The sequence below is a fragment of the Mycoplana azooxidifex genome, from assembly GCF_014196765.1.
In the GTDB taxonomy this organism is placed as follows: domain Bacteria; phylum Pseudomonadota; class Alphaproteobacteria; order Rhizobiales; family Rhizobiaceae; genus Mycoplana; species Mycoplana azooxidifex.
On sequence record NZ_JACIEE010000012.1, the window covers coordinates 63,527 to 75,899 of the forward strand.

The window sequence follows — 12,373 nt, forward strand, 5'->3', positions numbered from 1 at the left end:
TCCACTCCGCTCCTTCCAACGCCGCGAGGCTCAGGTTTTCGGACTTCGGCAACCAATTTCGCTGTGAGTGTTCTTTCGGCCGCCGGTCACGACACTCTCCCAGCTATGTCCTCTCTCAACTCCCCAGCCGACATCGAAATACGTCGGCCAGCGTGCCGTGGGTGATCCGCCTAAGCAGATCGCCTCGGTTTTGTCATGTCCGGGATTGGCTGTCCCGGTCAATGGATTCGCGTGGGGAGAAATTCCATGGACTACAAACTGATCCTCGACATTATCCGTGAGCGGCGCGCGGGAATCGACGCCATCGTGTTGGCTTCCGAGCGACGCGGTATCGCCGGGCATGATGAAACGCGTACCCATCCCGTTCATGACTCAAGGCACGACCCTGTCTATGGTCTGGAAGAATGGGCCTGCGCAGCGATGCCGGGGCCATTCTGACATGCGCGGCCTGTTGCGTGTTCCGTTCTTCGCGGATGAGCTGCTTCTGAGTTTCCTGGCGAGGACGGCGGCGGCGAATGGGCGGTTGGAGCTTCGGCATTTTTGCTCCGATCTCGGGCTGGACTTCCGCGGCATCGTCAGGGGCGAAAGTGCGGCGACCGCCGCGATCGCCTCCGCTCTCGAATATCCGACTGACCTTTTTGAGAAGCGTCGGCTGGCCCTCCTCGGAAGCCGATGTGTTCGCTTTGGTGGGGAAACGTTCTTCGCGGGCATCATGTCCTATGGTGCGGTCCACTACTGCCCCGAATGCATTGCCGAAGATGACTCGGACCAAGGGCGCTTGCCTGGAACGCGACGCTATATGCGGACGGTATGGTCACTCCATTCCGCAGAAATCTGTACCCGGCATTCACGCAGGCTCGTCACCGTCCGAGAAACCGCATGGTCCGCTAGATCGTTGGAAGCGTACGTGCCGCTCGATCAGAGCTTTTCATATGTGCGGCCATCAGCTTCCCCGGAGCGAATCGCACCCAACACCTTCGACATCTTCGTTTCAGAACGTCTTTCCGGATATGCTCGCCATGGTCCCGTTCTTGACGCGCTCTCGCTCTCCGCATGCATAGAGCTGTCTCCCCACGTCGGCATGGCTTCGATTTTCGGCCGGAGTTATAGCCACCGCAAACCCGACTTCGAGACCTTGCGGAGAGCCCGGATGAGAGGCCACGACGTCCTGAGAGAGGGTGAAAGCGGGATCCAGGACCTCCTGGATAAAATCGCTCCCGCCTTCAACGCTGACTCGCGAAACTGCGCGGAACTGTATGGCGGCGTTTTCGATTGCCTCGGACGCCGCCCGTCCGCCTACAAACCCGTCCGCGCTATTTTAGCCGCTCACGCGATGGTGCGTTATCCGCGGCTTTCTCCTGGGGCATTCCCCGGTTGCACCGAAGCTCTCGTGCCGATCGAAACGATTTCGAAAGTTGCTGGCGTATCTCTCCGGACGACCTGTACTTATCTCAGGCAGCACGGTCTGATCGGAAGCAGAGTGGCGGCGCACGGAAAAGAGCTTGTCGATGCGGAAATTGCCCATTCGGCTATGCTGGCCCTTCGCAATACGGTCGACGGACCCGAAGCCTGTGCCTTGCTTGGCTGTTCACCCGGTGAACTGAGGAGTCTCGTGGTTTCAGGCTTTTTGATTCCGTTGGTCGGCAGCGCCAGATCGCCGTCGCCATCGAAGAACGACCTCTACCTACGCACTCATTTAGAGATTTTGCGTGTTCAACTGATCTCACTCGCCGGGCCCGGGAAAACCATATCAACATCTCTTCGGACAGCGGTCAGGGATGCAGGCTGTGAAGTCGGCGATGCTTTAACGGCAATACTGGGCGGACGTATCCCCATTTTCGAGTTTGATTGTTCGAAGCCGCTGCTAGGAGGTTTGCGGGTCGAGACGTCGATGCTCGTCGGAGCACTCGGTTTAGAAGGGCTGCTGGGGGGCCGCAAAGCTCGCGAGTTTCTCCAGATCGATCAGTCGTCCCTGAAAAAGATCGTGTCACTCGGCATTGTTTCGGCGTCCATTGATAATCAGGGAAACCCGGCGAACTTCCACAGAAACGAACTGGCGAGTTTCGCACGCCGCTACGTAGCCCTTCGCAGCCTCGCGAGGGCCAACCGAATTGCAAGTCGAGAAATGAGAGCGATCCTATTGCAAGCGAACATTACCCCCGCGTTTCCACCGTCTCAGGTTAATGGAATGATCTTTCATCGCCCTGAAATTCACCGTAGGTTTTCCAAGCTCGAGCTCAAATCAGCTGATATCCCAACGGGGATAGGTGACAACATCCAGCCCGCCTTATGGATCGAAAGGCGGAGACGAGTTTCTCTTGACACCGGGACGCGGAGACCATGTGAATGGAAGCGTGGCATGGTCGCCAGTTTTCCCGAGGATATCCACATCGCGGCGATTGTTCCAGTGCGCCATAATGATACGGAATTGACTTATTTGCCTCTCGCAAGCAATGATGGAATATATTTGTTAATCTTAATGATTATTAAATCGCCCATCGGAATACTTCTGAGAAAAAATATTACTGATTTCCAATTTTAGACTTTGAAATACTGATAAAAAGTGCTAGCAGAACGCCATTGAAACGAACGAGGGCTCAAATGAGCACAGTTTACCACATCGCCAGAGACGCGGCACTCCGCGCGATAGCTATATAGCTCGGTGTGGCACGCCGGGGCGCTCCCCGCGCGATTCTCGTAGTGCAATCTTCGATCCGCGATCGAAAGGGTCATGCATGGTTTCGACGTTTCAAAATGCATTTGATCCGCGCCAAGGTACTCCTGATGTACGCGGGGTCGCTCTTCTGCAGCGTCGTCGGCCGCTCATACGCAGCATAGCGTAGTACGGTTCTCGCACGAGCGAACGCCGTCCTGAGGTAAATCCGGGTGTCATTCGGCTCCGGAGGCGATGTTACACGAAGGAGTTGACCTGAGATGACCTGCGAACGCGACAACCACCCGATCATTGATGGCCAGAACGGGAAATGCGCTAAGCGTAGCCTGCGCTACTTCAGCCAGGAGGAAGAGGCCCTCATCGTAGCCCGGTGCCGTGCCCATCACGCTGACCGAAACCACCCGACCATGAAGGAGAGCTACCTCAAAATGGCCGCACTCATTCAACACGTGAACAGCGGTCGGCTTCACGGACGGCTCGTTCCGCTGCGGACGCCGTCGAGCTTGACGTTCCATCGCGTACTCAGGGAGGTCCGCGTCGAAGGCGAAACTCTCGACCGCCGGGCCTCAAGATAACCTTCGTCTTAATAGAAGATCGCCGGAACACGATTCCAATCAAGGTTAGGCTGCCGTCATGGACTGCACATGTCACATTGCTGACTACCTGCGCGCGACACGCTGCATCCGTGACGCGTTCATGACAGCCCGTTCCGAAACTGCAGCATCGGCACACGCCGTCCCTCCGCTCGGATCTTTCAACACCCTTCCCTCCCCCACGGTCGACCGTCGAATACGCCGGCCAGCGTAGCGAAGGCTCTTTGCAGGCCCTCGCTTGATCGTACGCCGGAGGCCTGGCCGCCTCCGACATCGAAAACGCGTGTGCGTAAGGGGGCAAAAATGCCTGGTATCGACCCGAACTTCATCATCGCGACCATGCTCGAGCGCAGCAATGGCATCGACACGATTTCGAAGGCGTGGGAACGCAGGACCCATTTCGCCGATCCCGACTATCTCAGGGAGCAAGACAGCGCGTCGTCACGCCTCCTCGCCCTTCCCGCCGCGGATGAACCGGAGATCATCTGGGACAGCGTGCATCCGGAACCCGGCACGCCGGACCGCGTGGTGCCGATGAAGAACAAGGACAGGCACCGGAAGACCATCGCCAGCAACCGCGTCCAGAAGGTGGAGCCCAACACCAATACCCGCGTGCGGCTTGAGAGCGGCCTCGAGGCCAGCGCGATGATGATCTTCCTGGCGGATCGCAATGTCGTGGCGATCCGTCCCCAGTTCGGCCCAGTGTGGTTCAAGCGCGACGACGTTTGGCACAAGCACTACTTCGACTTGTGCGTCGATTACCGCACGGGTCGTCGTGGCCTCTATGCCGTGCGAAACGAAAACCATGCACCTGAGGTCGAAAGCGACCTTGAACTGATTTGTAACTATGACTTGCACAATCACGCGCATTTCGCGGAGTTGTGGACCGAAAAGGAAATCTCGAAACCGGCTGTTTACCGCGCCTCGGAGATTGTCCGCGCACGGCGGATGAACAACGAGGGGAATACGCAGTTGGTGATGAAGGCCCTGATCGACGCGGGTGGCCGCGCGCGCGTCTATGATCTGATTTCCAATCTCAAGGGCGTAATGGTCTCCTGCGGTTGGACGGCGCTTTGGTCCCTTATCGGGCGTGGGCTGGTCGCGCATCATCATGCTCGCGCGGATCAGGTAAACCTCGAATTCCACTCTTGGGTGCGCCTCGTTCCGGAGGGCCGTCCGTGACCGTCATCGACAACAAGAGCTTCAAGACGGCGACGAGATTCAACATCGAGGAAGACGACCTCGTCGTTGTCGATGGCCGCAAGACAAGATGCGTCGGCAAGTGGGAAGGAGGCGTGTTGCTACGGGCACTTAACACTCGTGACGCCGAAGCCAAGCCCGCGAGATTCGAACTGCTCACCAGGATGCTTCTGGCTGGCAGGCTGGAGGTCCACAAGGACTATTTCGGGATTCAGGCCGCCATCGAACGCGCACGTGAAACGAAAGGCTTCGAACTCGAGGCCGAGACCGTGCTCCGTACGCGCATGGTCTCCGAGTTCGTCGCCCAGGAATGCTCCGATGACGATTTCAAAGAGCGGGCCCACCGTTCAGACGAGGACATCGAGAGGTTCTACGCGGTTTTCAAGGCCGAGAATCCAGAACTCATTGAAGAGGCCCGCCTCAGCCTCGCAAAAAAAGGCAAGACGAAGCTGTTCGTCGGTCCACGACAGTTCCGCCGCCTGATTAAGCGCTATCTGGATGGGCAGCTCCATCCGACCGCAATGATGGACAGGCGGGCGGGACGGAGCGGCTCGGGTAGCAAGTTCACGCATGAAGAGCTCGAGTTCCATCTACAGTTCGCCGACGAGTACCGCACGCCCCAGCAGAAGACGATGAAGCAATGCTGGCTCGAAATGAAGCTCGAAAACCGGAAGCGTGTGGCGGAAGGCAAGGAGCCGATCCGCCTTCCTTCTCTGGCGACGTTCCAGCGGCTCATCAAAGACGGCAACGATTACCTGAACGAAGCCATGCGTTCGACCAACAAGGAGCGCGTGCTCAGGAAGTACGACTTCAAGCGGAAAGGTCTCCAGCCAGATCGCCCACTCCAGATCATCGAGATGGACGAGCATGAGTTCGACGTCAAGGCGCTCCTGACTAAGAACAAGCTCTGGAACTACCTCCATCCGGAGGCCCAGGTGAGGCTCGAAGGCCTCGGCAGGGTACACATGTCGGTGGCGCTGGACGCCTTCTCACGATCCATCTGCGGAATGAAGATCATCAAGGGCGCGCCGAGCGCGAGTTCGGCCATCGCCACGCTGGCGATGGTGGCGAGGCCCAAGAACAAGATTGCCGCGCTAGCCGGCTCGAAGTCCGGGTGGCCGCAATGCGGGACACCGGAAGGGGTCCATACCGATGCAGGAGCGGGCTACGTGGCGGCGCAGTTCGAGCTCGCCGTCATGCTGTACACCGGAGAACACCGGATTCCCCCGTCGAAGCATCCGCACCTGCGGGGACGAGTGGAGCGCTTCTTCAGGACGATCAACCAGCGCTACGTGCATATGTTTCCAGGGAGGACGTTCTCGAATGTCCTGCTGCGGGACGAATACGATTCTGACAGGTACGCACGTCTGACTGACGAGGAAATCGCGGACCTTTTAGTATGCCTCATCGTCGACTGCTACCACAACACGAAGCACCGTTCCCTTGGTATGACGCCCCTCGAGATGTGGGAACGAGGCAGTCAGCACGCCAAGGGGAGCATCAACCCGCCGCCGAACGAAGCGCTCTACCGCGAGATCTTCGGCTCCACCATCCTTGCTAGGGTTGGCAACGAGGGGATTGAACTGTTCGGGAACAATTATTCCAACCCGAAGCTGCTCGAAATCCGCAAGAAGTGGTTCGACTCGACGCTGGTCGTTCGTCTCAACGAGGAGGACATTTCCACGATCTCCGTAAAGCACAAGCTCCTTAACCGCTGGATCAACGTGCCCGCGGTCCACAGCGGGCTTGTCGGAAAATCTCTCGAACAATGGAACGAGACCGTCCGGTACATCAGGAAAAACATCGGCCATCAGGATAAGTACTCCGAGGAGATCGTTCTGGATGGCCTCCAGGCGGCGATCGACGTGGTACAACGCACAGAAAGACGCCCGGGCGCAATCCTTCACGAAGATCCGGGCGAACGGCTCCGAAAGTTCCAGGCGGAGGTTGGGGCGTTCAAATGGGACCAAGGCCGAGCCAGAGACTACGGCCGCGAATCTGCGGTCGTTGAACAGGTTAATGACGTGGAGCCAGAGTTCCTCACCGATTTCGAGCATGAAGTCTTCGGCGAGCAGGAACCACTGTCGAATAACGGCGTGCTGGACCGCCAGGCCGTTGATCGCCACTGGGAGAGTTCGGGCGAGGATCCCTATGCGACCGACGGCTCTGAATACGACACGACGCATTTCGTTTCCGCGGAAGACCGCCTTTTGCCGCCCGACCAGCGCGGTGGAGGCAAACGTCCCCCGAAGCCGAGCAAGCCGAAAACGAAGAAACCGAATCCCGCGGCCGGAAACTTCACCGTGATGTCGCCGGAAAAGCCGGAGACGCGGGGGCCTGAAACCCCGGTCCCGCCGGACGGCCCGACAAAGCCTTACGGATTCAAGAAGCGCAGCGCCAAGGAGAAGAAGTGATGTCCGATATCAGTCGCAACGATCTGGCCCGCTCGATCATGCGTGGCCGCACGTCGCAGCACGTTCTGGATCGGGCTAAGGCGCTCGAGGAGGTTGCCGCCGTTTATGTGATGTCCGATAACGATCGGAAAATGACGATGGAGCTCGAGCTGATCGTCGCGGACATGCTCAACCAGCATTCGTTCGAGGGATACGCCGTCGCCGTCACCGGGCCTTCGGGATCGGGGAAGAGCACCCTGGTCAACACGTCGCTCGACGAAATGGACGAGTTCCAGCCTGTCGATGACGGTTACGGCAACGAGGTCCAGTTCTGCCTGCGGGTATCGACACCCTCATCGTGCTCCACGAAGGACCTCGGCATCGCGATCCTCCGCGCTTCCGGCTATCCCCTCGCCAAGCCACCGAACGAGGGAGAGATCTGGAACGTCGTGAAGAACCGTTTGCGCGCCAAAATGCACAAGGTGCTTTTTCTCGACGAGTTTCAACATGCTCTCAAGAAGCCCGGAGCCAAGGGAGCGGAACATCTGGCAAACCAGATCAAGCTCCTTATGCAGGACAAGGAGTGGCCGTTGTGGCTGATCATCGCCGGTATGCCGGATGTCATGGAGTTCGTGAACCGGGACGAATGGCAGCAGATGGATCGTCGCACGCGCGAAGTTCCGCTCGACGCGCTAACGGGCAGCCCCGAAACGATCGAAAATACGAAGAATATGATCGGACAACTGACCGACGCGGCAGGGCTGAGATTGAGCGCGCACACCACCGACGAGTTCATCCTGAGGCTGCAGCATGGAGCTCTGTGGCGCTTTGGGCTGTCGATCCAGCTTACAAAGATGTCGATCGAGGTGGCACTTTGGGACGACGGGAATGAGGGCACGATGAAACACGAGCATTTCGTGGAAGGCTACAAGAGGCTCTCCCGTTGCACCCGCGAGAGCAATGTTTTCCTCTCGCCGGACTGGCGGCGCATCACGCGCGAGGTGTCACGAAACGGCTCCCTCACGCGGACGTTTAAGATGGCCGAGACGCCGAGGCTCTAAGCTGGCCGGTCGGAGACAGGTCGCGCCAGGGCAATGCGCCTTGCGCTCTCGGTGGCCGAGAATACCAACACCGCACGCATGTCGCCGACAGGCGGGCCGAATGGGAAAACAGCTACATGACGGTCCTTCGTCGCATCTCCGCAAAGCGTCCGATGGTCGCGCACGGTTGTGCGCGCGCGCTTTCGTCTTCGCACCGCGCCGCTGGCCCGCGGACGGTGTTAGCGGGCCAGGCGGTCCGAAAATGAGCGCGATGTTGCGCGTGCCGTTCCACGACGACGAGACGCTGGCGAGCTTCCTCTCCAGGATGGCGCGGGTCAATGGCCGGAACACGCTATCCGGTTTCCTGAAGGATTTCGCGCTCAGCCCTCTCAGGGTCCACCATGGCGATAGAGCTGAACTGGACAAGCTTTCACACGTCACCGGCATTCCTGCCGAAGTGCTCTACTCGCGCGCCGTCAGGGTGAAAGGCACCGTCACCGAATATCGGGGCGAGACCTTCCATCGACTTGCCATAGAGCGCACGAGGCTTCGGGTCTGCTCGCATTGCCTGCAGGAAGACGAGCGGAACAGCTCGTGCAAGCCAGGAACGCGAATGTATGCCCGGGCGGTTTGGATGGTCCCTGCGGTGGTGTCATGCCCGCGCCATGACCGGACCTTCACGGCAGTCGCCGTCAACTTCGACGGCATACCGGATCTGTACCGCACGCTTGAAAAGGCCCAACGCGAAATAGCCGACGGGCTGACGACATCCTCGGAGCTTTCGTCGACGGCATTCGAAAAGTTCGTGGAGCGACGTTTGTCGGGCTTGCGCAGGGACGGCGAACTCCTCGACGGCGCTTCCCTGCAGACGGCGATCGACCTGTGCCAGATTTTCGGGTTCGCGTCTGTCCACGGTCGGAAATTCCACGTGAGAGGCGCGTCCAACGACACCCTCAGTGTCGCCAGCCAACTGGGGTTCGACGCTCTCGGGCGAGGCAGGGAAGGCGTCTTCGCAATACTGGATAGGCTCGCGGCGCAAAAATCGGAAAGCAGTATCAGGGGCGGTTTCGCCATCTACGGAAACCTGTATTTTCTCCTGACCAGACCCACCCGAGGAACCGAATACGACCGGGTCAGGGAACTGGTGCGTGAGCATGCGGCCAGAGCCGTAGCCACTCTGCCCGCAGCCCGGATTTTCGGGAAGGTCGGCGATACGGGGACGGTGAACATGAACGCCTTGGTTCGGAAGGCACGCGTTCATCCCACGACGGTCGCCAGATATCTTCAACAAAACTCCTCGGTCGAAGAGATGGACAAGCCGGAGTTCGGTCAGTTCGTGGATGCCGCTACTGCATCCAGAGCAGTGGCGGACCTATCTGATACGATCCTCATGCCCGCCGTCAGCGAAATACTCGGATGGAATATCCACGATTGCCGCCGGCTGGCCGAAATGGAAATCCTTCCGGCCGCTGTCAAGCGCGATATGAAGGGTTACGGCTTGAAGCAGAGATATTCGCCGACACTCGCGATCGCCCTGAAGGAAAGTCTGATCTCGCGGGCGAACTACAATCCCAGTCAGCTGCAGTCACTCAGGGCGTTGCGACTCAGCATAGTTTCCGGTCACGATGATGTCTTGAAGGCAGTATTCGACGGTCGGCTCAGACACATGGCATATGCTGAACACCGGTCGATTCTGGATGCCGTCCAGGTAGACCTGTGGGAGGTGATCCGGCACTGCGCGGAAGTGACCTTGTCTCCGAAGGCCATCAACAGGCTTCTCGGCTTCGAGCGTCTCACCTTTCTCAGGCTATTGGAGATCGGAGCGTTTTCGAACGCAACACCGGGAACGACCGTATCCATCAAGGCTGATGACGTCGTGTCGTTTGACAGTGCCTACATCACGTCTGCGCGAGTCAAAAGGGAGCATATGCTTCGTCGAGGCGATTTCGATGCCATGATGGATATCAACGACATTGACCCGGCATTCCCGCTGGACGAAGTCGGGCAGATGATACTGCGTCGTCTGGACATCCCGCGTCTATTGTCCGCTGGCCCGAAGCCAATCCGCATGCGCGCCAATTGACACCAGGCTAGATTGAACGGCATGGTCGAAGCCCCGGCCGTTGGCTGCCGCCGAGGGGACGCGCCCCTCTCCCGCTCACTCCATGCCCGAACGAGTTCCGGAGGCCCTGCTCCGCATCGCCTCGATCATCCGGTCTAGCGCGTCCGGCCCCTTCGCGCTGCTGGGCGGTCCGGTGACGAAGTCCCTGTCGGGACCAAGGGGGAAAACGGTAAGTTCGCATAAACCGGCGTCGAATGCCGCACGGAAAAAGCGCCGGAAGTCCGGATCTCGATTGGAGGCCCTACTCAGAAACCCCGCGACAAGATTGCAGAGCTGGAGCGAGGCGCACTCGTGACTCCGCGCGCTGCTTACGGATCTGACTGGAAGCGGCAAGTTGAGGGTCTTCGTGCCGAAAAGTATTTCGGACGGCGCGATCGTCTTGTCGATCATGCGCAGCCATCGGTCCTCCCGCTCGAAGAAATGGATGCTTTCGTCGTGGACGATGTCGAAGGGCTCAGCGATCATGTCCTGCCAGAAATCTACGCATTGCAGGACGGCGGTAACGTGGATGTCGTTGGTGTCTCTGAACGAGGGGAGGTCGTTGAGTTCGTCAAATTCAATGGCTCCCGCTTCCATGAGGCCGATATAGTCTCGCGCCTTTTCGGGAATACCACGTAGTCCAGCGAAGGCAGCTTGTAGCTGGTTCAGAGTCTCCGCGTCGGGCTTGCGCGCGAACGCGTTTTAGGTTTGAAGCAGCATGTCGACTGAGGTCTGGTCTTCGATGTCCGCGAATACCGCCATCATGGTGTTTGCGAATCGCCGCGCGTATCCGTCGGTGTAGAAATCGTAACCTCTGGAATGCAGGAGAGGCTCCACGATGTTGTCCACCATCTTGCCGACGATAGCGAACCTCTTGTCGATCTGGCTACCGCAGAAACTGTTCGGGCGCTTTCCGATTTCCCTGGCGAACTCTATGAGGCCGGGGCGGCTTCGTGGCTGCTTGAACAGACGTTTCGACTTGAGTTCGTCTCCGGCGTGTCGGGGAAAGCAAGTGGCGATAATGTCGGCCGCTTCGCCAGCCTCGATATCCGTGCTGCCGATTGTGAAAAACGGTTGGTCGCGGTCGAAGAGGTTCGCCCCCGTCTGGCCGCTTTCGTCGAAATAGACAGCTTTCATTTTCTATTCCACGTTGGCTGCGGGCTGTTGGTACGTGAGAGAGCCCGCGCGGATTCGACTATCATGCCCGCGATCGGATTTACGGCACGGACAAAGCCGAATCAGCTATTAAAGTTATTGTTGAATTAATCTTAAATTGGCGAGATCAGGTGCGAAAACACTTGGTCGATGCGACGCTTTTGAGCGGCGGAAAGCGCAATAGAATCAACACGAGGGCAAATTTGGGACATCTTAGTGCCGATTTCGGGACGGATAGGAATGAATTCCTCTTCATAACCCCTTGATTTAATTGATAGTCACTGGACATCTTTGTTGAGTTTCTACACATGTGAATCGCTGTCAACGTCGCCACTTCGCTCGGCCGCGGCCGATCTACTCGACGCACGAGGAAGCTACTATCATCAACGCCTCGTCGAGGTGCTCGGGCAAGAGAATGCAGGCAGCCTCGTGTATCCTACCCGGGAGATAGAAGATCTCGCCGAAGTTGACCTCGGCGACCGTCTGGTCCGGATCACCGCGCACCGGACCGCGCATACGGATTGCGACCTGTCGATGCTCGATACATCCACGGGAACGCTGTTTCCTTCGGATCTGCTTTTCGTCGGCCGCATTCCCTCCCTGGATGGAAGCTTGCCCGGATGGCTGGCCGAAGCCGAACGGCTTGCAAAGCTTGGTGCTGCCCGTGCAGTGCCGGGACATGGACCGGCAATGGTGGAGTTCGAGCCGGCCATGGCAATACAGCGGCGCTATCTGACGACCCTCCAGGACGAGACGCGCACGGCGATAGCGGAGGGCGTTGCGATCGACGAGGCCAGCCGAACGGTCGCCGCGAAAGCAGCCGAAAGCTGGGCGCTGGTCGAGCTCGGGGATAGCCGCACGTTGATCGCGACGAAGCCGCCCGTCAGGCCGCTGCCCTCGTGGATCGCGCGCACGAGGTGCTCCTTGCCCGATCCGGTTTCCCCCTGGATCAGTACCGGCAGCGCCGTACGTGCGAGCTTGGCAACTTTCGCCTGCAAGGCGACGATCTCCGGGGTGTCACCACCGAGCCGACGGATCGCCTGGGGGATCTCGCCGTGCACCCAGGCGGAGGCGCGACGCTGGGTCTGCGGTTCGATCGCATGCGCAAACAGCGCGTTGCCGTCTCGGGCGAAGACCAGCCGGTCCTGCGTCGGTCGGCGCCGTGTCAACTCGGACAGGCCATCGACCTCGAGGTTCAGAAACTTCGACACGGGCTG

Annotated in this window: 9 protein-coding genes and 1 pseudogene; 7 read left to right on the plus strand and 3 right to left on the minus strand. The window is 58.9% G+C overall.

The annotated features are described in order from the left end of the window. The first annotated feature begins 246 nt into the window (after nt 1-246). The 6 genes from GGQ64_RS23690 to GGQ64_RS23715 all read left to right on the plus strand — a co-directional run bounded on the left by GGQ64_RS23690 (nt 247) and on the right by GGQ64_RS23715 (nt 9,983). Nucleotides 247-438 (plus strand): hypothetical protein, encoded by a 192-nt coding sequence (locus GGQ64_RS23690; RefSeq protein ID WP_183807812.1) that lies wholly within the window; start codon nt 247-249, stop codon nt 436-438. A 1-nt stretch (nt 439) separates the two neighbouring features. Continuing rightward, nucleotides 440-2,542 (plus strand): TniQ family protein, encoded by a 2,103-nt coding sequence (locus GGQ64_RS23695; RefSeq protein WP_183807813.1) that lies wholly within the window; start codon nt 440-442, stop codon nt 2,540-2,542. A gap of 1,028 nt (nt 2,543-3,570) precedes the next feature. Next, a complete protein-coding gene (locus tag GGQ64_RS23700; RefSeq protein ID WP_183807814.1) occupies nt 3,571-4,449 on the plus strand; it encodes a hypothetical protein in 879 nt (292 codons plus the stop codon). Continuing rightward, the gene (locus GGQ64_RS28235; RefSeq protein ID WP_183807815.1) at nt 4,446-6,881 is read left to right on the plus strand and encodes a Mu transposase C-terminal domain-containing protein; all 2,436 of its coding nucleotides are present in this window, start codon (nt 4,446-4,448) and stop codon (nt 6,879-6,881) included. Before GGQ64_RS23700 ends, GGQ64_RS28235 begins: the two co-directional genes overlap by 4 nt. Further along, nucleotides 6,881-7,921, plus strand: a complete 1,041-nt coding sequence (locus GGQ64_RS23710) for an AAA family ATPase (protein WP_183807816.1) — start codon at nt 6,881-6,883, stop codon at nt 7,919-7,921. The genes GGQ64_RS28235 and GGQ64_RS23710 overlap by 1 nt, the downstream gene beginning before the upstream one ends. A gap of 241 nt (nt 7,922-8,162) precedes the next feature. Beyond that, complete coding sequence (locus tag GGQ64_RS23715) at nt 8,163-9,983, plus strand: TniQ family protein (protein ID WP_183807817.1); 1,821 nt, start codon at nt 8,163-8,165, stop codon at nt 9,981-9,983. Between the two features lie 75 nt (nt 9,984-10,058). Here GGQ64_RS23715 and GGQ64_RS23720 read toward each other — a convergent pair whose 3' ends face one another. Both GGQ64_RS23720 and GGQ64_RS23725 read right to left on the minus strand, forming a co-directional pair. Continuing rightward, a complete protein-coding gene (locus GGQ64_RS23720) occupies nt 10,059-10,598 on the minus strand; it encodes a hypothetical protein (RefSeq protein ID WP_183807818.1) in 540 nt (179 codons plus the stop codon). Between the two features lie 105 nt (nt 10,599-10,703). After that, nucleotides 10,704-11,138, minus strand: a complete 435-nt coding sequence (locus GGQ64_RS23725) for a DUF3800 domain-containing protein (protein WP_183807819.1) — start codon at nt 11,136-11,138, stop codon at nt 10,704-10,706. Between the two features lie 447 nt (nt 11,139-11,585). On the opposite strand from GGQ64_RS23725, the pseudogene GGQ64_RS28240 reads away from it, so the two are divergent. Next, nucleotides 11,586-11,825: pseudogene (locus GGQ64_RS28240) on the plus strand (quinoprotein relay system zinc metallohydrolase 2); the annotation flags it as partial. 59 nt (nt 11,826-11,884) lie between these two features. Here the strand turns inward: GGQ64_RS28240 and GGQ64_RS28340 are convergent. Further along, nucleotides 11,885-12,367 (minus strand): sigma 54-interacting transcriptional regulator, encoded by a 483-nt coding sequence (locus tag GGQ64_RS28340; RefSeq protein WP_425488535.1) that lies wholly within the window; start codon nt 12,365-12,367, stop codon nt 11,885-11,887. Nucleotides 12,368-12,373: the final 6 nt, after the last annotated feature.

What these genes read in the sequence shown, in the direction of transcription:
- GGQ64_RS23715 (WP_183807817.1), top strand. Translation starts at nt 8,163, where the DNA reads ATGAGCGCGATGTTGCGCGTGCCGTTCCACGACGACGAGACGCTGGCG.
- GGQ64_RS23720 (WP_183807818.1), bottom strand. Translation starts at nt 10,598, where the DNA reads ATGGAAGCGGGAGCCATTGAATTTGACGAACTCAACGACCTCCCCTCG.
- GGQ64_RS23700 (WP_183807814.1), top strand. Translation starts at nt 3,571, where the DNA reads ATGCCTGGTATCGACCCGAACTTCATCATCGCGACCATGCTCGAGCGC.
- GGQ64_RS23710 (WP_183807816.1), top strand. Translation starts at nt 6,881, where the DNA reads ATGTCCGATATCAGTCGCAACGATCTGGCCCGCTCGATCATGCGTGGC.
- GGQ64_RS23690 (WP_183807812.1), top strand. Translation starts at nt 247, where the DNA reads ATGGACTACAAACTGATCCTCGACATTATCCGTGAGCGGCGCGCGGGA.
- GGQ64_RS23725 (WP_183807819.1), bottom strand. Translation starts at nt 11,138, where the DNA reads ATGAAAGCTGTCTATTTCGACGAAAGCGGCCAGACGGGGGCGAACCTC.
- GGQ64_RS23695 (WP_183807813.1), top strand. Translation starts at nt 440, where the DNA reads ATGCGCGGCCTGTTGCGTGTTCCGTTCTTCGCGGATGAGCTGCTTCTG.